Genomic DNA, 22,609 nt, shown 5'->3' with positions numbered 1-22,609 from the left:
GAACTGCCCCCAGATGGACGACAATGCAACTCTGAACACGTATTGTTGAAACCGTGACTGAACATTATGACGTAGTAGTACTCGGAGCTGGCCCCGGTGGCTATGTCTCCGCCATCCGTGCGGCCCAGCTTGGCAAGAAGGTTGCGGTTATTGAGAAGCAGTATTGGGGAGGTGTCTGCCTGAATGTGGGCTGTATCCCCTCCAAGGCGCTGATCAAGAACGCTGAGATCGCCCACATCTTCACACACGAGAAGAAGACCTTCGGTATCAAGGGCGAGGTCACCTTCAACTACGAGGACGCGCACAAGCGTTCTCGCGGTGTATCCGACAAGATCGTCGGTGGCGTCCATTACCTGATGAAGAAGAACAAGATCACGGAGATCGACGGCTTTGGCACCTTCAAGGACGCTAAGACCATCGAGGTAACCGATGGTAAGGACGCCGGCAAGACCGTCACCTTCGATGACTGCATCATCGCCACAGGTTCCGTGGTCAACTCCCTCCGTGGTGTCGAGTTCTCTGAGAACGTGGTCTCCTACGAGGAGCAGATCCTCAACCCCGTTGCCCCTAAGAAGATGGTCATCGTCGGTGCGGGTGCCATCGGCATGGAGTTTGCCTACGTGCTGGGCAACTACGGAGTTGACGTGACCGTCATCGAGTTCATGGACCGCGTTCTGCCGAACGAAGACCCAGAGGTGTCCAAGGTCATCGCCAAGGCCTACAAGAAGATGGGTGTGAAGCTCCTTCCAGGCCACGCCACCACCGCGGTGCGTGACAACGGCGATTCCGTCGAGGTTGATTATCAGAAGAAGGGTTCCGACAAGACCGAGACCCTCACCGTCGACCGTGTCCTGGTCTCTGTTGGCTTCCGTCCCCGTGTGGAGGGCTTCGGCCTGGAGAACACCGGTGTCAAGCTCACCGAGCGCGGTGCCATCGACATCGATGATTACATGCGCACCAACGTCGACGGCATCTACGCCATCGGTGATGTTACCGCCAAGCTGCAGCTGGCTCACGTCGCTGAGGCTCAGGGCATTGTTGCCGCCGAGACCATCGCCGGTGCCGAAACCCAGCCGCTGGGTGACTACATGATGATGCCACGCGCCACCTTCTGTAACCCACAGGTGGCCTCCTTCGGGTACACCGAGGAGCAGGCCAAGGAGAAGTGGCCGGATCGCGAGATCAAGGTCGCGTCCTTCCCGTTCTCCGCAAACGGCAAGGCTGTCGGCCTAGCTGAAACCGATGGTTTCGCCAAGATCGTCGCCGATGCCGAGTTCGGTGAGCTGCTGGGCGGCCACCTCGTTGGTGCCAACGCCTCCGAACTGCTCAACGAGCTTGTCCTGGCGCAGAACTGGGATCTCACCACCGATGAAATCGGACGCAGCGTCCACATCCACCCGACCCTGTCGGAAGCTGTCAAGGAAGCTGCCCACGGTATCAGCGGCCACATGATCAACTTCTAAACCTTTCTTCAACAGCGATAAAGCTCCTTTCCAGCCATGGCCGGAAAGGAGCTTTATTCTTGTGGTTAAAATTTCCCCTTATGGCGAAGAAGATCGACAACAGCTCTGCTACCCCCGCATTGGTGAAGCTCACCGCGGAGCAGATCCCCTACGCGTTGGATATCCATGATGTTGATCCGAAATCTGACAAAGGCTTCGCCCTGGATTCCGCAGGAGCAATGGGTGTGGATCCAGCCAGTGTGTTCAAGACCCTCATGGCAGAGATCGATGGGGAACATGTGGTGACTATCGTGCCGGCCACCACCACGCTCAATCTCAAGGCCCTAGCCAAGGCGGGTGGTGGGAAGCGTGCAGAGATGATGGACCGCTCCCGTGCCCAGGTGGTCACCGGTTATGTACCGGGTGGTATTTCACCTATTGGTCAGAAGCATCCCCACCGGGTGTTCCTGGATGAATCCGCCATCCTGCAGGAGAAGATCTACGTTAGCGCCGGGCGGCGGGGATGGTCATTGATCATGACACCCGATGATGTCCTGGGTGCCACCGGTGGGCAGTACGCGGATATTGCAGATCATTCTTAAAGGGAAAGATCTGTCGATATGAGGTGATGCGTCGATAAGCGCCTTGGCGGTGAGCGTGGATGACGGATCACTGTGTGATGTCATGCGGAGAAATGGGGAGTTTCCTCCGCAGTGTGGATATATTAAAAACAAATGGAAAATAGAACACTTGATGCCGGTGGCAGTGCGGGGGAATCCGGCACGCATCGCCTTATCACCTGGTTACAGAACAGGCGCCTGATGTGGATCCCAGCTCTGGCGGTCCTCCTTGTAGTCGCCCTCATCATTGGACTGACTTTCGCGTTCAATTTTTCCAATGATGAAGAACCCACAGACGATGTCAGCAGAAGTGAGTCGCCTGTTCTGAAGCCTTCAGAAGAGCCTGATGAGACTTTGGATTCAGATGGCGATGGCATACCTGATGTTGTGGAGCTCGCCGGGTGGAAGACAGCAGGTGGTGAGATCTACCGCACAGACCCTAATGAGGCTGATACTGATTCCGATGGTCTAAGCGATAGCGAAGAAGCAGGGGAATTGATATCCGGTAAGGGCCTGGATGCTGTTTACGCGGGTTTCACTAATCCGACTGAGGCTGATTCTGATGGGGATGGTCTCGATGACGGGGTAGAAGCCCTGGGATGGATGACGAAACGTAATGAATCCTTCACCACGGATCCCATGAACCCGGATAGTGACGGGGATGGATTGGCAGATGGTATCGAGGCCGGTGAGCCTTCGGAAAATGATGTCAGAGAAATTCTGTACTCCGGTTTCTCCAATCCACTTATGAAAGATTCCGATGGGGATGAAATATCAGACCTTGAGGAGGCGGATGCTCTGACAAACCCCTATTCCAAGGACTCTGATGGGGATGGGTTATCTGATTTCGACGAGGTGCGATTGACCGGGACTGATCCGAATGCGAAGGATACAGACGGTGATGGCCTCAATGACAGTTTTGAGGAAAGGAATAGATCTGCAAGGTCCCTGGACCCACTGTTTCATGATGAGCAGGTCTCCAGATGGGATTACGCTGCTGACTTCGCGAAAGGTGTCTTTGCTGGCGATATGAGCTCTGCTGATTCAGTGGCGTGGCTCGCGGGAAATATTTCTGCCACGGGTGTTAGTTTAATTCCTGGTTTGGGGTGGTCCCTGGGTGCAGTTGGTGATCTCAGGGACGCAATTGTCGCCTTTATACAGAAGGACTGGGTGAGTGCCACTTTCAGTTTGATGGGCATAGTTCCCTATGGAGGAGATACCGCTGGTCTTATTAGAAAGGTCACTAAATTTGTGGACAAGAACCCGACGCTGGTTGCGAAGGTAGGCGGAACCATCATGGATTATAAATACCTTCCTGAACACATGAAGCTCACGTTATCCAAAAGCATCTGGAAGGAGTGGGATTCGCTGATACGAGATGGCGCGACACAGAATGCTCTGAAATTTTTGCAGGTCAGTGGGCGAATGAATCTGGATGAAATCGCTGCCACGCTGGAACGTGCCGGGCATGTCCTCGACGCCACAGCACCATTGATGGACGACGTGGGATCAGGTGAGAAACATATGGAAAAACACCTCCGGGATGCGACGGAAGAGATTCACATTCGACAGGTGTTGCCGGTCAGGGAATGTTCTGACTGTGGGGTGTCAGTCCGGATGCTTGATGTGGTTGCAGATGGGGTTGCCCATGAAGCAAAGACTGGTTATACGGTGATGACCTCTGCCGTGCAGGCTCAGATCCATGCCGATGCATATCTGATGAACGAGGCTGAGGTGGATGGTGTCCACTGGCATTTCTACACCAGCGGACATACTAATCAGCTCGGGGCCAGTAAAGAGGTGCTGGACATGCTGGAGAAAAACGACATCGCCTATACAATCCACCTCCCTCTGGTTGAATAGTCCGTCTCCCACCGGGGTTTTAACCCCGGCCTCAAACGGGTGGCGTGCGGTAGGGGAGCGTCGACAAGCATCGTCTAGTATGGCGCCACCGTGGACTCGTGGGCGTCGATGTCGATGCGCTTGTGCACAGATGGGAAGGCGCGCTGGGCGCAGTTCTCCCGGGTGCATACGCGGCAACCGGAACCAATGGGGGTGGCGGTGGACAGGTCTAGCAGGTTGAAGCCGCGGGAGTAGATGGTGCGGTCGGCGTGGCGGGCCTCGCAACCAAGACCAATGGCAAAGAGTTTGCCGGTGTCGCCGAAGCGGGCCTCATGGTGGCGCACGGTGCGGGAGATCCACAGGTAGTTTCTGCCATCGGGCATCTGCGCGAATTGGCGCAGCACCTGACCCGGGTTGGTGAAGGTCTCAAACACATTCCACAATGGGCAGGTACCGCCGTAGTGGGTGAAGTGGAAGCCGGTGGCGGATTGGCGTTTGGACATGTTGCCGGCCCTATCCACACGCACGAAGGTGAACGGGATGCCGCGCAGGTTGGGTCGCTGCAGGGTGGACAGGCGGTGCGCGGTGGTTTCATACCCCACGCCGAAGACCTGGCCCAAGTATTCAATGTCATAGCCGGAACGCTCGGCCTCGGAATGGAAGAGCTTGTAGGGCAGCATCACCGCGGCGGCGAAATAGGAGGCCACACCGCGGATGGCCAGGGTGCGGGCCTCCGGGGTGGTCCAGTGGCCATCATCAATGATGCCCTCGATGAGGTCATTGGCCTCCAGGTAACCGAGTTCCGTGGCCAAACGGAAGGCCTTCTGCCCGGGGTTGAGGCGGGCGTGGACGCTGAGCACCCGGGTCTCGGTGTTGAAGTGGTGGAGCACCCCGGATTCCTCCGTGGAGGTCTCGATGGTCACATTGTGATCCAGTTGGAGGCGCCGGGTGATGGCATCCTCCATGGCGCGGGCATCATAGGGCTGCCACCCGAGCTGGGCCGCGATCGCCTCCGCGCGCCGGTCCAGGGTGTCAAAGTAGTTCTGGCGCGCGTAGATGAAGTCACGGACCTCCTCATGCGGCATGCTCACGGCCTCGGCGATGGGGCGGCGTTCCTCCGGGGAGTTGTGCCGGTTGTCCACCGCGATGGAGAGCTTGTCACGCACATTGCGGTACCGGCGGTGCATCTCCACCATGGCGCGCGCCAATTGCGGATGGTTGTAGACCATCTCTGACAGTTCCTGCAGCTCGATGCTCGAGGGGTTGATCTCCCGGTCCAGCATGACATCCTGCACCTCGGCCAGCAGGCGGGAATCGTCATCGCGGGAGAAGAAGGTCGCATCCACGCCGAAGGCTTCGGTGATGCGCAGCAGTACAGGCACGGTCAGTGGTCTGACATCGTGTTCGATCTGATTCACATAACTTGCAGAAAGCCCCAGCGTGGCGGCGAGGGACGCCTGGCTGAGGTCGCGTTCCCGGCGCAGTTGGCGCAGCCTGGACCCTACATATGTCTTACCCATGGCATGACTATAGCGTGATTAGGGTCACCTTAACCATTCTTGGCACTGAGGTTTTGCAAACTTGTGTATTCGCTGTCCGAACATGGACGGGGTAGCGCGCCTGTTGGTGCCGGCTTCACTGTGGCGCATGCCCGCGCGCACCGGGGGAGCGGTCGGCAACTTTTCCCTGCATGGTGGGATTCCGGGGTGTCGGCGGGGGAGTGGCCGGTCCGGGGATGGGTGGGTGTGGGAAAAGTTCCCGGATTGGAGCGAAGGGGGTGCGACTAATCTTTTTGGTTGATACCAAACGGGGTTAATATCTTCCGCGAACACATGCCTGTGAGGAGTATCACTCGCCTGGGCAAATGTCAGCTGAGACCCACGTTTCCGCAGGTAGGCGGGGGTGGTCGGCATTGAGTCTAGGGTGCCACGAGGTGAGGCTTGCCTAAAAATGCCATATCGGGGGGTTTGAACCGGCCCCAGCATTCTCACAGCTGCCTGATCATAACTAGTTAAACGCAGAACGCTCGAAGTAGAGTGATCTCGACACTGGAGGTGCCATGACTGTTAGAAATCCCGACCGTGAGGCAATCCGTCACGGATACATTACGACGGAGGCGCTGCGTCAGCGCCCCGCATACCCGACATGGGCAATGAAGCTGACCATGGCCATCACCGGCCTGATCTTCGGTGGCTTCGTTCTCGTCCACATGATCGGAAACCTGAAATTCTTCATGCCGGATTATGGAGCCAACTCCACGCATCCGGGTGAACGCCAGATCGATGTGTACGGCTCGTTCCTGCGGGAGGTCGGCGAACCGCTCCTTCCGTACGAGTCCGTCCTCTGGATTCTGCGCATTATCCTGCTGGTTGCTCTCGTGCTGCACATCTACTGTGCATTCGCGCTGAACTCCCGCTCCCGCCATTCCCGTGGCAAGTTCAGCCGCACCGGAATGATGGGTGGATACAACACCTTCGCAACCCGCACCATGCTGGTCACCGGCATCGTGCTGCTTGCGTTCATCATCTTCCACATCCTGGACCTGACCGTCGGCGTCCAGCCGGCAGCATCCGATGTGTTCGAGCACGGCGCAGTTTACGCCAACCTGGTCGCCAGCTTCAGTCGCTGGCCTGTGGCTATCTGGTACATCATTGCCAACCTGGTGCTGTTCCTGCACCTGTCCCACGGTATCTGGGTTGCTGTCAGCGACCTCGGTATCACGGGCCGTCGCTGGAGGGCGATCCTGCTGGCAGTTGCATACATCGTCCCGGCACTGGTTCTGATCGGCAATGTCTCTATTCCGCTCGTGATCGCACTCGGCTGGATTAGCTAGGTAGAAGGTTAGGAATATATATGAGCATTCAAACTGACACGACTGAACGCCCGGAGTTCAACCACCCGGCGTCCATCCTTCCGGAGGTCACCCCAGGCACCGTCCTGGATGCACATGAGCCGGTCGGCGTGCCGATGAAGGACATGTGGGACTACAACAAGGACCACATGAACCTGGTCTCCCCACTGAACCGTCGCAAGTTCCGCGTCCTGGTTGTCGGCACCGGCCTGTCCGGTGGCGCCGCCGCCGCGGCACTCGGTGAACTCGGCTACGACGTGAAGGCGTTCACCTACCACGACGTCGCACGACGCGCCCACTCCATTGCCGCCCAGGGTGGCGTGAACTCCGCCCGTGGCAAGAAGGTGGACAATGACTCCGCCTACCGCCACGTCAAAGACACCGTCAAGGGTGGCGACTACCGCTGCCGCGAGTCCGACTGCTGGCGTCTGGCCATCGAGTCCGCCCGCGTCATCGACCACATGAACGCCATCGGTGCACCATTCGCCCGCGAATACGGCGGCACCCTGGCAACCCGTTCCTTCGGTGGTGTGCAGGTCTCCCGTACCTACTACACCCGTGGACAGACCGGTCAGCAGCTGCAGCTGGCCACCGCATCCGCACTGACCCGCCAGATCCACCTCGGTGGCGTCGAGATGTTCACTCACAGCGATGTGGTTGACGTCATCATCACCGAACGTCACGGTGAGAAGCGCTGCGAAGGCCTGATCATCCGCAACCTGATCACCGGCGAGCTCTCCGTCCACACCGGACACGCCGTGATCCTGGCCACCGGTGGCTACGGCAACGTGTACCACATGTCCACCCTGGCGAAGAACTCCAACGCCTCGGCCATGATGCGTGCCTATGAGGCCGGCGCCTACCTGGCGTCCCCGTCTTTCATCCAGTTCCACCCGACTGGCCTGCCGGTGAACTCCACCTGGCAGTCCAAGACCACCCTGATGTCGGAGTCGCTGCGTAACGACGGCCGCATCTGGTCCCCGAAGAACCCGAAGGACGAGCGCGACCCCAACTCCATCCCGGAGGAGGAGCGCGATTACTTCCTGGAGCGCCGCTACCCGGCATTCGGTAACCTCGTCCCCCGCGACGTGGCGTCCCGTGCGATCTCCCAGCAGATCAACGCCGGTCTCGGTGTCGGCCCGATGCACAACGCCGCCTACCTGGACTTCTCCGACGCCATCGAGCGCCTCGGCGTGGACACCATCCGCGAGCGTTACTCCAACCTGTTCGTCATGTACGAAGAGGCCATCGGTGAGGATCCCTACACCACCCCGATGCGTATTGCCCCGACCTGCCACTTCACCATGGGTGGCCTGTGGACCGACTTCAATGAGATGACGTCCATCCCGGGTCTGTTCGCAGCCGGTGAGGCATCCTGGACCTACCACGGTGCCAACCGCCTGGGTGCAAACTCCCTGCTCTCGGCATCGGTTGACGGCTGGTTCACCCTGCCGTTCACCATCCCGAACTACCTCGGCCCACTGCTGGGCCAGGAGCGCCTGGCAGAGGATGCACCTGAGGCACTGGCAGCACTCGAGCGCGCCCAGGCACGCATCGACCGCCTGATGAACATCAAGGGCGACAACCCACACGGACCTGAGTACTACCACCGCCAGCTCGGCGAGATCCTGTACTACTCCTGTGGTGTGTCCCGAAACATCAAGGACCTCCAGGACGGCATCGCCAAGATCCGCGCCCTCCGCGAGGATTTTTGGAACAACGTTCAGATCACCGGTACCCCGGAGGAGATGAACCAGGTCCTCGAAAACGCAGCACGCGTTGCCGACTACATCGACCTCGGTGAGCTCATGTGCGTCGACGCCCTCGACCGCGATGAGTCCTGTGGTGCACACTTCCGCGACGACCACCTCTCCGAGGACGGCGAAGCAGAACGTGACGATGAGAACTGGTGCTTCGTCTCCGCATGGGAGCCAGGCGAGAATGGAACCTTCATCCGCCACGCAGAGCCTCTGTTCTTCGAGTCCATCCCGCTGCAGACAAGGAACTACAAGTAATGAAACTGACACTTGAGATCTGGCGTCAGGCAGGTCCGACGGCAGAAGGAAAGTTCGAAACCGTCGAGGTCCCCGACGCAGTTGAGCAGATGTCCATCCTGGAGCTGCTCGACCACGTGAACAACCGCTTCATCGAGGAAGGCCGCGAGCCTTTCGCATTCGCCTCCGACTGCCGCGAAGGCATCTGTGGCACCTGTGGTCTGCTGGTCAACGGCCGCCCCCACGGCGCCGACCAGAACAAGCCCGCCTGTGCCCAGCGCCTGGTCAGCTACAACGATGGCGACGTGCTGAAGATCGAGCCGATGCGGTCTGCCGCATACCCGGTGATCAAGGACATGGTTGTCGACCGTTCCGCACTGGACCGCGTCGTCCAGCAGGGTGGTTACATCTCCGTCAACGCCGGTACCGCACCGGATGCTGACACCCTGCACCTCAACCATGAGGTCGCTGAGCTCGCTCTCGATCACGCAGCCTGCATCGGCTGTGGCGCCTGCGTCGCCGCCTGCCCGAACGGTGCAGCACACCTCTACACCGGTTCCAAGCTGGTCCACCTTTCCCTGCTGCCCCTGGGTAAGGAAGAGCGCGGCCTGCGAGCACGCAAGATGATCGATGAGATGGAGACCAACTTCGGTCACTGCTCCCTCTACGGCGAGTGCGCGGATGTCTGCCCTGCCGGCATCCCGCTGACTGCAGTGTCTGCCATCAACAAGGAACGTGCACGTGCGGCTTTCCGAGGCAAAGACAACTAAGCTAGAGTCCAGCTAAAGACCACACCGCAGTCCGCTTCAACGGCTTCATAACAACAAGAAAGACGAGTGAACGCCATGTCCGAATCTCACGCGAGTTATATCAAGGCAGCTCCTGAGCGTCTGAACTACATCGACGGGTACACCCCGGTGAGTTACACCGCCCCACACTCCTCCCTGGAGCGTGGCACCACGTGGACCGGCATGGGCCTGTTGCTGGTCTCCCTCGCTGGCCTTGGAGCCGTACTCTTCGGCCTCGGCGCCAACTCCGTTGGAACCCAGACCGAGAACTGGCTGCTCTACACCGTCATCGGTGCAGTGTTCTTCGTGATCACCGGTGTCATCGGTTCCGTGCTGATCTGGAAGGGTCGCGCACCGTACCGCAAGTACGTCAAGGAAACCGGTCGCGAGCACTAGAGCTTTTCTAGGCCAGACCTGCCGTTAAGGCACCTCCACCCACACCCGCTGCCCCCTCACTGCGAGGGGGGCAGCGGGTGTGGGCATTTCTGTGGGTGCTCACCTAAATTGGGTGCCATGTCCCATAACTTCCGCATGATCCAGATGGTGGTGATCGGCCTGATCACACTCCTGGTGGCCATCAGCCTGATCCGGTTCACCATGGGTATCTTCTCCGGGGAGGTGGAGGTGCGTGACCCGGTGATCGGGCCGGGCTCGGGATCGGTTTCTGATCCCACACCCACCAGCACAGTTCCTGCTTAAGCTGGCAGCGCCTCGCCCGCCACCACACGGAAGGCCCGGAACACCCCGTTCTTCCCCGGCCCAATGGTGGTGGAGTGTTCCATGTCCATCACATGGCTGCGGTCGGAGTAGGACAACAGGTATTCATCAAAGGCCGGCAGCAGGAGCTCCGGTTCCAAGGCCTGGCAGATCTCCGCGTCGGTCACATCCCGGGCCCAGGACGGCATCCACATGGACTCCCCGTGGGGGCCGGTCACGGGGTGGATCTCCCCGGACCTAGCTGCCAGCTCAAGGCCCCGACGCACCTGTGCTACCGTCAGCCCGGACCACCACTGCAGATCCTTCGCGGTGGCCGCACCGCGGGCCCGGACATAGCGCACGGTCATCTCCTCCAGGGCGGCATCGCCTTCCAATCCCAGCGACAACACACACACGCTGTCCAGCAACACGAAGGTGTCCTCCGCGCCCTGCGGTGGGCCCTGCACGATGGTGCCCTCACCCCCGAAATGGCGCAGCAGGTGCTGGCCGCGGTTCTCACTGGGATCCACGCCCACCGAGGCGAACAGTGCGTAGGCCTCGGTGCGGGGCACGGGCTGCTTGGCGCGCTCCGCGAGGATGTCGCGGGCACGGTCAACGGCGGCGCTATCAAGCCCGAGGCTGCTCCGACGCTTGGCGGAGGCGGCGAGGATGCGTGGGGAACACAGTAACGTCATCCAGCGCACGTCCTCCGCGGCGAGGAGGTGGTGGGTGCCGCGCTGGCTCCACGTGCGGATGAGCAGCGACGACCCGATGGCCTCGGCGGTACCGCCCTGGGTGCCGGAACGCAGATCAATGGCCATGCGGGATGCGGGGCGGTTCTGGGCCTGGGTGGCCAGCATGTGTTTGGTCACGCCCACCGCGGTGGTCGGGGTGTGGGGGCGTGCTGTGGAGGGGGCGAGCAGCTGCGCGATCAGGCGCACGCCGCGCAGGTGGTCCAGGGTGAGGTGAGCGGTCATGGCGCCCAGGATAGTGGCAGGCATCACGGAAAGGTTCGGGGAAGCTGGGGGAAGCCCCGGATACCGGGAGTGGGGCTAAGCGTCCATAATGGTGACATGGGAAAACACGAACTGCCCGAAACGGCCGGGCCCGCTGGCACGGTGGCCACCGTCCGCGAGCCGGAAAAAGATCCACTCGCGGTACCGGGGCCGTCGGCTGAGGTGGAGGCGCAGCGTCGAAAAGCACTGCGCAAGCACAAGGCATTCGCGCTCGGGCTGCTGATCTTCGCGGCCGCGGTCTATCTTGTCTGCCGGTATATCGAAACCCGCCCGGGGGAGACGGCCGCCTGGGTGGGGTTCGTGCGCGCGGCGTCGGAAGCTGGAATGATCGGCGGGCTGGCGGACTGGTTCGCGGTCACCGCGCTGTTTCGGCACCCCATGGGCCTGCCGATCCCGCACACCGCGCTGATCCGGAAGAAGAAGGATGAACTGGGTGTGGCGCTGAGCAGCTTCGTGGGGGAGAACTTCCTCAACGCCCAGCTGATCACGGAGAAGGTCCGCCAGGCGCAGATCCCGGAGCGGGCGGGGCAGTGGCTCGCGCAACCGGAGAACAGTGAGGTGGTGTCGCGGGAGGTGGGCAAACTGACGGCGAATGTGGTCAAGGCGATCGACCCGGAGGACGCGGAGGCGGTGATCAACTCCGCGCTGATCGACAAACTCGCCGAACCCGCGTGGGGGCCGCCACTCGGCAGGCTGCTCGACCAGCTCATCGCCGAGGGCAAGGCCGAACCCGTGGTGCAGCAGCTGACGGTGTGGCTGCACAAGAAGGCGCTCGGCTCGGAGGAGCTGATCGACCGCCTGCTCAATGAACGCCGCCCCATCTGGGCACCGAAATTTGTCAACGAGCTGGTCGGCGGGCGCGTCTACCGTGAACTCATCCAGTTCACCGAGGCCGTCTCCACCGACCCCAACCACGAGGCGCGCCAATCCATCCGCCGCTTCCTCACCAAACTGGCCTCCGACCTGCAGTACGACGCCGGCATGATCACTAAGGTCGAGGAGATCAAACACGACGTCATGGGCTCCGCGGCCGTCACCCAGGCCGCGCCGACCATCTGGGCGTCCGCGTCCACCTCGCTCATCGACGCCGCCTCCGACCCCGACTCCATGCTGCGCCGCAAGATCACCGAGCTCTCCGTGCGCTGGGGTGAGCGGGTGCTTAACGACGAAACCCTCCGCACCGACCTTGACAAGCGCCTCATGGGAGCCGCCACCTTCCTCGCCGACAACTACGCCCCCGAGGTCACCGGCATCATCTCCGAAACCATCGAACGCTGGGACGCCGACGAGGCCTCCGACAAGATCGAGCTGATGGTGGGCAAGGATCTGCAGTGGATCCGCGTCAACGGCACCGTTGTGGGTGCACTCGCCGGTCTGGCCATTTACACTGTGTCCCATCTGATGTTTGGTGCTTGATTCTTTTATATTCCGTGAGCGAAGGAAGAAATGATGAGCGACAAGGACAGCGTGCTGGGTAACCTAGGCGACCTCACCGGCCAGGTGGTGAAGAAGGTCCGCGAGGATGTCGCCTCTGACGGGAGGCTGGACAAGCTGAAGAAGGAAGCCAGCGAGGCCGTGGAAACCGCCAAAGGCGGAGACTACCTTGGGGCTGGCAAGGACTTTGCCAAGGACGCAGGCGAGTTCATCAAGGAGGTCGCCGGTTCCGTGAAGGCCGCGGTGGGTGAAGCCAAGGACACCGACGAGGCGTCTGCTGTGAAGAGCCGCCTGGCATCTGTGGTGGAGAGCTCCCGCGACAAACTCGATGACACCGTGGACAAGGTGCGGTCCAAGAAGGCCGCTGCGGGTGACGCTGAGGAAACGGCCGAATCTACAAATGACGCGGGAGACGATATCATCGACGGTGAAGTCGTCACCAACCCCGACGACCCGCACACCCCCAGCGCCTAGCACGAGGAAAGCACCACTCCACCATGGACCTGTCACTGCTCATCACCGCCACCGACTGGATCGTCCAGGGCATCTACCTGGTCATCGCCCTCTTCGGCTTCATCGGTGCCTTCATGGTGGCCACCACCCGCGAGGACGCCTTCGAGGTGGCCGGACGCCAGAGCAAATTGATCTGGGTCGCACTGCTCGGTGTTTCCGGTTTCGCGCTGTTGCTGGGCCTGCCGTTCTTGACCTGGGTGGGTATGGTGATTGTCGGTCTGTACTGGTGGGATGTGCGCCCCCAGATCCAGAACATCCTCAGTGGTAATGGTGGTTGGTAGCTATTAAAAGACCGGGACGTATATACGTCCCGGTCTTTCTAGTTTTCTCCATTCCACTTTGCTGATTTGGTGCGATTGCAGCGCCAGCAGAGGGTTTGAAGGTTATTGACGGTGGTCATTCCGCCTTTGGACAGTGGGCGGATGTGGTCAATTTCAAGCAGCAGGTTAGGTTCCTGCCTCGTGGAAAGTCCGCAATTCTGGCAGGAGTGCCCGTCGCGTTCCTTAATGTATTCGCGCAGCTTTTTGGTCATCAGAGCGCGTTGACCGGCAACGGACTGACGGAATTTAATTCTTTCCGACATCCATTCTGTTAAGGCATCAATTGTTTCAGACTTGAACTCAATGTCGGTTTGCTGTGAACTGTTACCTCCAGCACTGACATATTGGAAGGAATATGAGGGAAAGGGTATTTCAATCGGCACAAGATAAAAACCAAGTCTCTGGTAAAACTCCACCAAGAAATGAGATTTGATATATGACGGCGGATCTATGGACTGAATGACAGCAAGTTCCCGTTGATTAACATTGTCTACAGCGTTTTCGAGCCGTGACAAGTTTTCGCCGAACTTTTCAATACGAGCAAGGCTGTCTTCACTTACTTCAATATCAAAATATTTAACCACGTACTTGATCGGCTCTATTTCCGCATTGCGTACCGTTTGAAGGGAGCAATTGTGGACATTCGGTGCGCCGAGCGTGGCCACATTTCTATCGCGGCGATAGTTGTATTCGCTCGTATTGGTAGACGTGGCAAGGTGGGCATAACGACCAGAGTCGGATATTCCCAGAATGAATGAATCGTCGTGGAGGAGTTCGTCAGCATAGGCGACGATCTGGTTATGCTCCTCGGTAATACCTTCTAAAGCTACTTTATACTGCTGAAATTCCTGGCTGGCAAAATAGCGGCGCTTGAGAAAATATCTGATTATGGTCGGAGTTTTATAAAGGATAAACCCTACTAAGGCTACGGCCAGAATTTGTTGCCAATAGGTAACAAGCAGAGACACTGCGAATGCGAACAAGGTCAATAGCCCGAAGAGCCGCCACATAAGGTGCCCTTTCATCTCTTGGAACTGAAAATTACGTAATGGATATTATCAGCTTTTTGGGACTTGATTTACGTTAACTCTCCAGCAACTTCACACCTTAAGCTAATTCTCCGTTTAAGCGCGTGATGAATCTTGCTGGAAGTGGTGCACTTCACTTGGACATTTCAGAACGGTTAAATTCACCCAGTGCAATATTGCACTCGGTGCAAACTTTCACTAGGTTTACTGATGTGATCAGTACAGAACAACCCTCGCTACGCGAAATGAAGCGCCAACAGACCCTGGAGGCGATCGAAGACCACGCCACCAGCCTCGTGCTGGAGCGTGGGTTCGATGACGTCACTGTCGATGACATCTGTGCCGGGGCGGGGATCTCCAAGCGAACCTTCTTCAACTATGTGGAATCCAAGGAGGTCGCCGTCGTCGGCCCCGGCCCGCGGGTGCCCACCGAGGACGAACGCCAGGACTTCCTGGCTACCGAACACCCGGACCTGCTCCGCGCGGCCCTGGACCAGATGGTCTGCCTCTTCGGCGACCATGACGCCACCGGCCCCGGACTGACCGATGAGATCAGGCGCCGACGCAGGTGCATCCGCGCCGACCATCCCACCCTGGCCATGCAACACTTCGCCCGGATCCATGAAACCCGGGCAGCCCTCGAGGAGCTGGTTGCTAAGTATCTGCGCCGCTGGCCGGATGCCCGCCGGTTGGCGGATGCCCCGGAGGTGGAGGCCATCACCATCGTCGGTGTGCTCCTCACCGCCGTTCACCAGGGAAGCCGCGCCTGGCACGAGTCGGATAATGCAGCAGCCGCGGAGTTCGTGGACTGCTGCCACAAAGCCCTTAATAATATTTTTCTTCTCAAAGATGGATCGAATAAATGACGCAGATAGATAAGGAACGGGACATCGCTACAGCTAGTGCGCTGGATGCGGTGAATGCGACGTCGCAAAGCAGCGTTGTGCCGGAAGCCGCACAGACCGCGGCGAAGAAGAACCTCCCGCTGATCATCGCCGCTCTCATGCTGACGATGCTGCTCAGCGCCCTGGGCCAGACCATCTTCGGCGCGGCCCTCCCGACCATCGTCGGTGAACTCGGCGGTGTGAACCACATGTCCTGGGTGGTCACCGCCTTCCTGCTCGGCCAGACCATCTCACTGCCGATCTTCGGCAAGCTCGGCGATCAGTTCGGCCGCAAATACCTGTTCATGTTCTCCATCGCGCTGTTCGTGGTGGGCTCCGCCGTGGGCGCCATGGCCCAGAGCATGGCCGTGCTCATCGTCGCCCGCGCCATGCAGGGTGTCGCCGGCGGTGGCCTGATGATCCTCTCCCAGGCCATCCTCGCCGACGTCACCACCGCCCGTGAACGCGCCAAGTACATGGGCATCATGGGCTCCGTCTTCGGACTCAGCTCCGTACTCGGCCCGCTGCTCGGTGGCTGGTTCACCGACGGACCCGGCTGGCGCTGGGGACTGTGGTTCAACGTGCCATTGGGCATCGTCGCGCTGATCTCCATCGCGGCATTCCTCAAACTGCCGGTGCGTGCCCGGGGCAAGATCACCATCGACTGGCTGGGTGGTGTCTTCCTCGCGATCGCGACCACCGCCACCGTGCTCACCGTCACCTGGGGTGGCAATGAATACGACTGGGGCTCCCCGATGATCATCGGCATGATCATCACCGCCGTGGTGGCGACCGTGATTTTCGTGTTTGTCGAACGACGCGCCATCGACCCGCTGGTTCCGATGTTCCTGTTCCGCAACCGCAACTTCGTGCTCACCGCCGTCGCCGGTGTGGGCGTGGGCCTGTTCATGATGGGCACCCTGGCCTACATGCCGACCTACCTCCAGATGGTCCATGGACTCAACCCCACCGAAGCCGGCCTCATGCTCATCCCCATGATGATCGGTCTGATCGGCACCTCCACCATCGTCGGCTCGCTGGTATCCAAAACCGGTAAATACAAGTGGTACCCGTTCACCGGCATGCTCATCATGGTCGTCGCCCTGTTCCTACTGTCCACGCTCTCACCGGCCGACACCCTGGTGACCATCGGCATCTACTTCTTCATCTTCGGCTTCGGCCTGGGCATGGCGATGCAGATCCTCGTGCTCATCGTGCAGAACTCCTTCCCGATCGCCATCGTGGGCACCGCCACCGGCGCGAACAACTTCTTCCGCCAGATCGGTGGCGCCGTGGGCTCCGCCTTCATCGGTGGCCTGTTCACCAGCAACCTGATCAGCCGCTTCAACGAGAACGTGCCCGCCGCTGTCGCCTCGATGGGGGAGGAGGGCGCTGACTTCGCCGCCCGCATGGCCGATGGTTCCGCGATGCAGAACCTCACCCCGCAGATGCTGGAGACCCTGCCGGCCGTTATCCGCGATGCCATCCAGCTGGCCTACAACGACGCACTGACCCCAGTGTTCTTCATGCTGGTCCCCGTCGCCGTTCTGGCTGCCGTGCTGCTGTTCTTCATCAAGGAGGAGCACCTCAAGGAGACCATCGACTAGGTCTGCTTAACGATTTCGACACAGCCCCGCTGGAATGGCGGGGGTGTGTCGGGAAAGTCGAACTGAACTGCTGCGAAAACGTGAAAAATTCGACACAGACCGCCCGTTGGGTGCGGTGTGTGTCGAATTTTTGTTGGCCCACCTGTGAGCAGGCTTCTGGATGGGGTGGCAGGCTGAGTTGGTTTGTTCATGTGAACCTGGGGCGGAGATTGTTGCGCAATCGCAGGACCCTGGACTTCCGAATACGTTCCGAATAGTGTGGGGGTATGACTCTTGCGGCTAGTAATCCCCAGTGGACACGGCGCTCCTCAGATTTGAGTAAGCGACCGGCTGAGGTGTTCGCGGAGGCTGAGAACCACCCGGTCACAGTCACCCGTCGTGACGGCGAAGCATTGGTGCTGATGTCCCAGCGTGAAGCCGAAAGTCGCGCCCGCCTCCTCGCGCTTGCCGCGCGGTTGCTTACCGTCGCACTTGATGACACCGGAACCCTCACAGAGCGCATGGCTAAAGCCTTTCCCTGGATGCTCGCACTGTCCGCGGAAGGTCGCGATGCCTGCGCCCGTGAGCTGGTGGACGCTGCACGTGCGTCATTTTCCACCGAACAGGGGCATCTCTTGTTCTCTGAGTTGACCTCGTGGAAAGAGACTGCCACGGCCCGCGCCGCAGGGTTGGGCAGAATCGAGCCGGAATGGCTCAGTGACGATGGCATCGTGGAACGTCCGTAACCGTGGTTGCTGCCAAGAAGGGGGAGTTAGTTCCCCGGCCACCAAAGAAGACTGAGTATGAAATTCGCTTCGCTTCCACCCAGGCGCGCAAAGGGTGGAATGATCTCAAGGCGACGATACCCAATCCTCTGACCCAAACGTGGGATTTCTTAACTCAGACGCCGCTCACCACGACCTCCACCAATTACAGATTAAAAGATGATCTCGGCACCATCCAGCGCAACGGGATCAGCTATGACCGATGGCAGCATAAACCTACGGCCAAGGGAACTGCACGTATCTAGTTCTATGTGGATGGGCGCACGGTATTCCTCGAACAGGTTCACACCAGCCATCCCAACGAAACCAAGTAGTGCCCGCTCAGGGGCCCTGCCAACCTACCGGGGTCGTGGACTCCGAAGGGGAGGCACGGTGCCTGCCGTAATTGCGACACACCTCGCTTCGAACAGCGGCGGTGTGTCGGAAAAGTCGAACTGAAGCGCCGGAAAATCGTGAAAATTTCGACACACCAGCCGCCGGAGACCCTGCCCGTGTCGAAAAATTCCTCCACCGGGAACAGCAGACAGCCCCGCCTGTGCACCATGAACGGTGAACGGGGCGGGGCTGTCGGCGCTGTCTGCGTAGAAAAAGCAGTTAGTCGAAGATCACCGTGCGGTTGCCGTAGACCAGGATGCGGTCCTCGAGGTGGAAGCGCAGGCCGCGGGCCAGCACCTGCTTCTCGGCGTCACGGCCCACGCGCTGCAGCTCGGTGGGGGAGTCCTTGTGGGTGACGCGGATGACGTCCTGTTCGATGATGGGGCCGTCATCCAGATCCGGGGTGGCGTAGTGGCAGGTCGCGCCGATCAGTTTCACACCACGGCTGTGCGCCTGGTGGTAGGGGCGTGCGCCCATGAAGGACGGCAGGAAGCTGTGGTGGATGTTGAGTACGCGCCCGGCCCACATTTCGCACAGGTCGGGTGGCAGGATCTGCATGAAGCGTGCCATAACGATGGCATCGGGGTTGAGCTCATTGACGATCTCCGCCACCGCATCGAAGGCACGGCGCTTGCCCACGGCGTCCTTGGGGAAGGGGATGTGGTGGAAGGGCACGCCGTGGTTCTTGGCGATGTACTCCAGATTGTCATGGTTTCCGATGACCGCGGCGACCTCCATGGGGTAGTCGTTCTCCGCGACGCGTCCCAGCAGGTCGTGGAGGCAGTGGCCCTCCTTGGACACGAGGATGACGGCCTTCTTCACCTGGGCGGTGTCGGTGAACTGCCAGCGGGCGCGGGGGCCGAATTCCTCCTCGGCGAAGGTGGCGAACTCCTCGCGCAGTTCCTCGATCTCCATGTCGATGGATTCGGCGCGCACGGCCTGGCGAGTGAAGAACCAGTTGCTGTCCGGGTCGGTGAAGTATCCGGCTTCGGTAATCCATCCTCCGCGTTCCGCGAGGAACGACGACAGCTTCGCCACGATTCCGGTGGAGTCGGGGCAGCCGAAGGTGAGCACATATTGGCGCTCTTCGGGCGCCGTGCCGGGACGGTTACGGATCTCAGTGAAACTCGGGGTCATTGCAGGGATTCTACTGCATGGCCAGGGCTTTACTAATCCGGGGTGGGCATCCGTCACTAGGCTGATGGGTATGACTATTACCCGGGCCGCGATGGCCTCGATTCTTGACTACACGTTGCTCGGCCCCGAGGTCACCACCGCGGACCTCCAGGCGCTTATCGACGATGCCCTCTCCCTCGGCGTCCCCACCATCTGCATCCCGCCGTCCATGATGAACGCCACCAAACGCGCCCAGGATTCGGGCCTGCGGATCGCCACCGTCGCCGGTTTCCCGCACGGTAAATCCAACCCGCTGGTCAAGGCCGCCGAGGCGCGCCTGGCGGTGCAGTACGGTGCCTCCGAGGTGGATGTGGTGCTGGATATCGCCGCGGTGAAGGCCGCTGATGATAACGCCCTGCTGGCGGAGATGGTCGCCATCCGCGAGGCGCTGGCCTCCCCGGTGACCCTGAAATTCATCGTGGAATCCGCGGTGGTGGATGATGTCGCCCTGGAGGTGGCCACCCACGCTGCGCGTGCCGCGGGAGCTGATTTCATCAAGACCTCCACCGGTTTCCACCCCGCCGGCGGTGCCACCGTGGAGGCCGTGCGCGTGCTGGCCGGTGCCGCCCAGGGGCAGATCGGTGTGAAAGCCTCCGGTGGTATCCGCACCTGGGATCAGGCCGTGGCCATGGTGGAGGCCGGCGCCACGCGCATCGGCACCTCCAATGCACGCGCGATCCTGGAGGGTGCGCCGGCATAACTGCAGGAGTTTGCGGGTGCGCCTATGACATGCCACACATTGTGCCCCTATGGGAGTGATAAGCAACACTTCGCATTGACTGCCTTTGGTAATACCTTTAAAATTAGTGGCATGACCACAGTTCCCGCCCTTACCCGTGAAGAGGCCCGCCAGATTGACGCCTGGTGGCGCGCCAACAACTACCTCACCGTCGGCCAGATCTACCTCAAGTCCAACCCCCTGCTGGAGCGTCCGCTCGTCGCCGACGATATCAAGCCCCGTCTCCTCGGCCACTGGGGCACCTCCCCGGGCCTGTCCTTCATCTACGCCCACCTCAACCGCCTAATCAAGCACACCGACCAGGACTTCATTTACATCACCGGCCCCGGCCACGGTGGCCCCGCGGTGGTGTCCGCCTCCTACCTGGAGGGTTCCTACACCGAGTGCTTCCCGCGCATCACCGGTGACGCCGACGGCCTGGCCAAGCTCTTCCGCCAGTTCTCCTCGCCGGGCGGCATCCCCTCCCATGCCTCGGTGACCACGCCAGGCTCCATCCACGAGGGCGGCGAGCTGGGTTACGCCCTGTCCCACGCCTTCGGTGCAGCCTTCGATAACCCGGATCTGATCGTCGCCGCCGTCGTCGGTGACGGCGAGGCGGAGACCGGTGCCCTCGAGGGGTCCTGGAAGTCCGTCTCCTTCCTCAACCCGGAGCATGACGGCACTGTCCTGCCGATCCTGCACCTCAACGGCGGCAAGATCGCCTCGCCCACCGTCCTGTCCCGCAAGGATCCCGATGAGGTCCAGGCCCTGCTGGAAGGCCATGGCTACGAGGTCATCTGGGTCGAGGGTGAGGATCTGCCGTGGATGCACGAGCGCTTCGCCAACGCCCTGACCTACGCCTACGACCGTATCAAGGCCATCCAGACCGAGGCCCGCTCCGAGAACTGGGACGGCGAACGCCCGGTGTGGCCGATGATCATCCTGCGCACCCCGAAGGGCTGGACCGGCCCCCACACCGTCGACCACAAGATCTACGAGGGCACCTGGCGCTCCCACCAGGTCCCGCTGGACGGCATGAGGGAAGACGACAAGCAGCTGCGCCTGCTGGAGGAGTGGCTGCGCTCCTACCGCCCGGAGGAGTTGTTCAACTCCGACGGCACCCTGACCGACCTGGTCAAGGCCAACAACCCGGAGGGTGAGCTGCGGATGTCAGCCAATCCACACGCCAACGGTGGCCTGTTGACCCAGGATCTCAAACTCCGTGACCTGAAGAACTACGAGCGCGAGGTCACCGGCGAGACCCGCGGCCGCGTCAAGGCCGAATCCACCCGCACCCTGGGTGAGATCATGCGGGATGCCTACGAGGACAACCCGGACAACTTCCGCCTGTTCTGCCCGGATGAGACGAACTCCAACCGCCTGGGCGCCGTCTTCGAGGTCTCGGACCGTACGTTCATGGAGCGCACCGACCTCATCGACGAGAAACTCTCCCGCAAGGGCCGCGTCATGGAGGTGCTGTCCGAGCATAACTGCCACGGCTGGCTCGACGGGTACAACCTCACCGGCCGCCACGGCCTGTACGCCTCCTATGAGGCCTTCGGCATGGTGTCCGCATCCATGACGATGCAGGCGGGCAAGTGGTTCCAGGAGGCCAACCACCTCGACTGGCGCGCCAAGACCCCCTCGCTGAACATCCTGTTGTCCTCCACCTGCTGGCGCAATGACCACAACGGTTTCTCCCACCAGGCCCCGGAACTGCTCAACGTCGTGCTCAACATGAACAAGGCGGTCGGCCGCATTTACCTGCCTGTCGACGCCAACTCCCTGGCCGTTGTCTCCGAGAAGATCTTCGCTGACAAGAACAAGGTCAACCTGGTCATCCAGGACAAGCAGCCACAGCTGCAGTACATGTCCCTGGATGAGGCCAAGGACCACGTCGGCCGCGGTTATGGCCGCTGGGACTGGGCCGGCACCGACGGCCTGGGCGATGAGAAGCCGGACATCGTCGTCGCTACCGCAGGTGATGTCGTCACCATGGAGGCGGTCGCCGCCGCGGAGATCGTCAAGAAGGCCCTGCCGGAGCTGAAGATCCGCTTCGTCAACGTCATCAATCTGATGACGCTGTACCGCCCGAAGGATCACCCGCACGGCATGAGCGAATCCGACTTCACCGAGATGTTCACCGATGATGTCGATGTCGTCTTTGCCTTCCACGGCTACCCGGGAGCAGTCCACCAGCTGGTCCACGGCCGCCCCGACGCCGACCGTTTCCGCGCCCGCGGTTTCCGGGAGGAGGGCACCACGACCACCCCGTTCGACATGGTCGTGCGCAACGGTGTCTCCCGCTACCACCTGGTCATGGACATCCTCAACAACGCCCGCAACGTGCCGGCCGGTGGCCTGGAGCTCTACAACTGGGCCCAGAAGCAGCTCGAGCGCCACGAGGAGTACATCGTCGAGCATCTCGAGGACATGCCCGAGGTCCGCAACTGGCTTCTCGGTGACTTCGAAGCCCCGGACCTGGAGCGCAAGCCCGCCTCCGACGCCCACGTCCAGCGCCCGCCGCTGCCGGAGCGCTAA

Annotated in this window: 21 protein-coding genes; 17 read left to right on the top strand and 4 right to left on the bottom strand. The window is 60.6% G+C overall.

What is annotated here, in order from left to right; translation table 11 throughout:
• Positions 1-53: 53 nt before the first annotated feature.
• The 3 genes from lpdA (at position 54) to H9627_RS04685 (ending at position 3,925) form a co-directional block, all read left to right on the top strand.
• Positions 54-1,463 (top strand): dihydrolipoyl dehydrogenase, encoded by a 1,410-nt coding sequence (gene lpdA, locus H9627_RS04695; RefSeq protein WP_191732841.1) that lies wholly within the window; start codon positions 54-56, stop codon positions 1,461-1,463.
• 80 nt (positions 1,464-1,543) lie between these two features.
• Positions 1,544-2,044, top strand: a complete 501-nt coding sequence (ybaK, locus tag H9627_RS04690) for a Cys-tRNA(Pro) deacylase (protein WP_191732840.1) — start codon at positions 1,544-1,546, stop codon at positions 2,042-2,044.
• A gap of 132 nt (positions 2,045-2,176) precedes the next feature.
• The gene (locus H9627_RS04685) at positions 2,177-3,925 is read left to right on the top strand and encodes a hypothetical protein (protein WP_191732839.1); all 1,749 of its coding nucleotides are present in this window, start codon (positions 2,177-2,179) and stop codon (positions 3,923-3,925) included.
• Positions 3,926-3,999: 74 nt separating this feature from the next.
• Here H9627_RS04685 and ramB read toward each other — a convergent pair whose 3' ends face one another.
• The gene (gene ramB, locus H9627_RS04680) at positions 4,000-5,424 is read right to left on the bottom strand and encodes an acetate metabolism transcriptional regulator RamB (RefSeq protein ID WP_191732838.1); all 1,425 of its coding nucleotides are present in this window, start codon (positions 5,422-5,424) and stop codon (positions 4,000-4,002) included.
• Between the two features lie 539 nt (positions 5,425-5,963).
• On the opposite strand from ramB, the gene H9627_RS04675 reads away from it, so the two are divergent.
• The 5 genes from H9627_RS04675 to H9627_RS04655 all read left to right on the top strand — a co-directional run bounded on the left by H9627_RS04675 (position 5,964) and on the right by H9627_RS04655 (position 10,236).
• Positions 5,964-6,737, top strand: coding sequence for a succinate dehydrogenase cytochrome b subunit (locus tag H9627_RS04675; protein WP_191732837.1), 774 nt, complete (start codon positions 5,964-5,966; stop codon positions 6,735-6,737).
• Positions 6,738-6,757: 20 nt separating this feature from the next.
• Positions 6,758-8,770 (top strand): fumarate reductase/succinate dehydrogenase flavoprotein subunit, encoded by a 2,013-nt coding sequence (locus H9627_RS04670; RefSeq protein WP_191732836.1) that lies wholly within the window; start codon positions 6,758-6,760, stop codon positions 8,768-8,770.
• Complete coding sequence (locus tag H9627_RS04665) at positions 8,770-9,519, top strand: succinate dehydrogenase/fumarate reductase iron-sulfur subunit (RefSeq protein WP_191732835.1); 750 nt, start codon at positions 8,770-8,772, stop codon at positions 9,517-9,519. The genes H9627_RS04670 and H9627_RS04665 overlap by 1 nt, the downstream gene beginning before the upstream one ends.
• 75 nt (positions 9,520-9,594) lie before the next feature.
• Positions 9,595-9,933 (top strand): hypothetical protein, encoded by a 339-nt coding sequence (locus H9627_RS04660; protein ID WP_191732834.1) that lies wholly within the window; start codon positions 9,595-9,597, stop codon positions 9,931-9,933.
• 117 nt (positions 9,934-10,050) lie between these two features.
• Positions 10,051-10,236, top strand: a complete 186-nt coding sequence (locus H9627_RS04655) for a hypothetical protein (RefSeq protein WP_191732833.1) — start codon at positions 10,051-10,053, stop codon at positions 10,234-10,236.
• Here H9627_RS04655 and H9627_RS04650 read toward each other — a convergent pair.
• Positions 10,233-11,210: a winged helix DNA-binding domain-containing protein gene (locus H9627_RS04650; RefSeq protein ID WP_191732832.1), complete on the bottom strand. Its 978-nt coding sequence runs from the start codon at positions 11,208-11,210 to the stop codon at positions 10,233-10,235. The genes H9627_RS04655 and H9627_RS04650 overlap by 4 nt on opposite strands.
• 96 nt (positions 11,211-11,306) lie before the next feature.
• Here H9627_RS04650 and H9627_RS04645 point away from each other — a divergent pair, with 96 nt between their 5' ends.
• Genes H9627_RS04645 through H9627_RS04635 form a run of 3 tightly spaced genes read left to right on the top strand, consistent with a single transcriptional unit; the run spans position 11,307 to position 13,477 of the window.
• The gene (locus H9627_RS04645) at positions 11,307-12,665 is read left to right on the top strand and encodes a DUF445 domain-containing protein (protein WP_225213457.1); all 1,359 of its coding nucleotides are present in this window, start codon (positions 11,307-11,309) and stop codon (positions 12,663-12,665) included.
• A gap of 33 nt (positions 12,666-12,698) precedes the next feature.
• Positions 12,699-13,157 (top strand): CGLAU_01105 family protein, encoded by a 459-nt coding sequence (locus tag H9627_RS04640; protein ID WP_191732831.1) that lies wholly within the window; start codon positions 12,699-12,701, stop codon positions 13,155-13,157.
• 23 nt (positions 13,158-13,180) lie between these two features.
• Complete coding sequence (locus tag H9627_RS04635; RefSeq protein WP_191732830.1) at positions 13,181-13,477, top strand: DUF2516 family protein; 297 nt, start codon at positions 13,181-13,183, stop codon at positions 13,475-13,477.
• 38 nt (positions 13,478-13,515) lie between these two features.
• On the opposite strand, the gene H9627_RS04630 is transcribed toward H9627_RS04635, so the two are convergent.
• The gene (locus H9627_RS04630) at positions 13,516-14,499 is read right to left on the bottom strand and encodes an HNH endonuclease (RefSeq protein ID WP_225213456.1); all 984 of its coding nucleotides are present in this window, start codon (positions 14,497-14,499) and stop codon (positions 13,516-13,518) included.
• A 290-nt stretch (positions 14,500-14,789) separates the two neighbouring features.
• Between H9627_RS04630 and H9627_RS04625 the strand changes: the two genes are divergently transcribed.
• The 4 genes from H9627_RS04625 (at position 14,790) to H9627_RS04610 (ending at position 18,044) form a co-directional block, all read left to right on the top strand.
• Complete coding sequence (locus tag H9627_RS04625; protein WP_225213455.1) at positions 14,790-15,410, top strand: TetR family transcriptional regulator; 621 nt, start codon at positions 14,790-14,792, stop codon at positions 15,408-15,410.
• A complete protein-coding gene (locus tag H9627_RS04620; RefSeq protein WP_191732828.1) occupies positions 15,407-17,035 on the top strand; it encodes an MDR family MFS transporter in 1,629 nt (542 codons plus the stop codon). The genes H9627_RS04625 and H9627_RS04620 overlap by 4 nt, the downstream gene beginning before the upstream one ends.
• Before the next feature lie 266 nt (positions 17,036-17,301).
• Positions 17,302-17,760: a prevent-host-death protein gene (locus tag H9627_RS04615; protein ID WP_191732827.1), complete on the top strand. Its 459-nt coding sequence runs from the start codon at positions 17,302-17,304 to the stop codon at positions 17,758-17,760.
• A 2-nt stretch (positions 17,761-17,762) separates the two neighbouring features.
• The gene (locus H9627_RS04610; protein ID WP_225213454.1) at positions 17,763-18,044 is read left to right on the top strand and encodes a hypothetical protein; all 282 of its coding nucleotides are present in this window, start codon (positions 17,763-17,765) and stop codon (positions 18,042-18,044) included.
• Positions 18,045-18,393: 349 nt separating this feature from the next.
• Here H9627_RS04610 and purU read toward each other — a convergent pair whose 3' ends face one another.
• Positions 18,394-19,311, bottom strand: coding sequence for a formyltetrahydrofolate deformylase (gene purU, locus H9627_RS04605; RefSeq protein ID WP_191732826.1), 918 nt, complete (start codon positions 19,309-19,311; stop codon positions 18,394-18,396).
• A gap of 70 nt (positions 19,312-19,381) precedes the next feature.
• On the opposite strand from purU, the gene deoC reads away from it, so the two are divergent.
• Together deoC and H9627_RS04595 are read left to right on the top strand one after the other, a co-directional pair.
• Positions 19,382-20,050 (top strand): deoxyribose-phosphate aldolase, encoded by a 669-nt coding sequence (deoC, locus tag H9627_RS04600; RefSeq protein ID WP_191732825.1) that lies wholly within the window; start codon positions 19,382-19,384, stop codon positions 20,048-20,050.
• A 111-nt stretch (positions 20,051-20,161) separates the two neighbouring features.
• On the top strand, positions 20,162-22,609 hold the full coding sequence (locus tag H9627_RS04595) for a phosphoketolase family protein (protein WP_191732824.1): 2,448 nt from the start codon (positions 20,162-20,164) through the stop codon (positions 22,607-22,609).

This window comes from Corynebacterium gallinarum (assembly GCF_014837045.1).
GTDB lineage: Bacteria > Actinomycetota > Actinomycetes > Mycobacteriales > Mycobacteriaceae > Corynebacterium > Corynebacterium gallinarum.
This window is presented reverse-complemented; position numbering and strand designations above follow the sequence as displayed.

What these genes read in the sequence shown, in the direction of transcription:
- H9627_RS04640 (WP_191732831.1), top strand. Translation starts at nt 12,699, where the DNA reads ATGAGCGACAAGGACAGCGTGCTGGGTAACCTAGGCGACCTCACCGGC.
- H9627_RS04650 (WP_191732832.1), bottom strand. Translation starts at nt 11,210, where the DNA reads ATGACCGCTCACCTCACCCTGGACCACCTGCGCGGCGTGCGCCTGATC.
- H9627_RS04655 (WP_191732833.1), top strand. Translation starts at nt 10,051, where the DNA reads ATGTCCCATAACTTCCGCATGATCCAGATGGTGGTGATCGGCCTGATC.
- H9627_RS04660 (WP_191732834.1), top strand. Translation starts at nt 9,595, where the DNA reads ATGTCCGAATCTCACGCGAGTTATATCAAGGCAGCTCCTGAGCGTCTG.
- H9627_RS04665 (WP_191732835.1), top strand. Translation starts at nt 8,770, where the DNA reads ATGAAACTGACACTTGAGATCTGGCGTCAGGCAGGTCCGACGGCAGAA.
- ramB (WP_191732838.1), bottom strand. Translation starts at nt 5,424, where the DNA reads ATGGGTAAGACATATGTAGGGTCCAGGCTGCGCCAACTGCGCCGGGAA.
- H9627_RS04615 (WP_191732827.1), top strand. Translation starts at nt 17,302, where the DNA reads ATGACTCTTGCGGCTAGTAATCCCCAGTGGACACGGCGCTCCTCAGAT.
- H9627_RS04670 (WP_191732836.1), top strand. Translation starts at nt 6,758, where the DNA reads ATGAGCATTCAAACTGACACGACTGAACGCCCGGAGTTCAACCACCCG.
- deoC (WP_191732825.1), top strand. Translation starts at nt 19,382, where the DNA reads ATGACTATTACCCGGGCCGCGATGGCCTCGATTCTTGACTACACGTTG.
- H9627_RS04635 (WP_191732830.1), top strand. Translation starts at nt 13,181, where the DNA reads ATGGACCTGTCACTGCTCATCACCGCCACCGACTGGATCGTCCAGGGC.
- H9627_RS04620 (WP_191732828.1), top strand. Translation starts at nt 15,407, where the DNA reads ATGACGCAGATAGATAAGGAACGGGACATCGCTACAGCTAGTGCGCTG.
- H9627_RS04675 (WP_191732837.1), top strand. Translation starts at nt 5,964, where the DNA reads ATGACTGTTAGAAATCCCGACCGTGAGGCAATCCGTCACGGATACATT.
- H9627_RS04595 (WP_191732824.1), top strand. Translation starts at nt 20,162, where the DNA reads ATGACCACAGTTCCCGCCCTTACCCGTGAAGAGGCCCGCCAGATTGAC.
- H9627_RS04645 (WP_225213457.1), top strand. Translation starts at nt 11,307, where the DNA reads ATGGGAAAACACGAACTGCCCGAAACGGCCGGGCCCGCTGGCACGGTG.
- purU (WP_191732826.1), bottom strand. Translation starts at nt 19,311, where the DNA reads ATGACCCCGAGTTTCACTGAGATCCGTAACCGTCCCGGCACGGCGCCC.
- H9627_RS04685 (WP_191732839.1), top strand. Translation starts at nt 2,177, where the DNA reads ATGGAAAATAGAACACTTGATGCCGGTGGCAGTGCGGGGGAATCCGGC.
- H9627_RS04625 (WP_225213455.1), top strand. Translation starts at nt 14,790, where the DNA reads ATGAAGCGCCAACAGACCCTGGAGGCGATCGAAGACCACGCCACCAGC.
- ybaK (WP_191732840.1), top strand. Translation starts at nt 1,544, where the DNA reads ATGGCGAAGAAGATCGACAACAGCTCTGCTACCCCCGCATTGGTGAAG.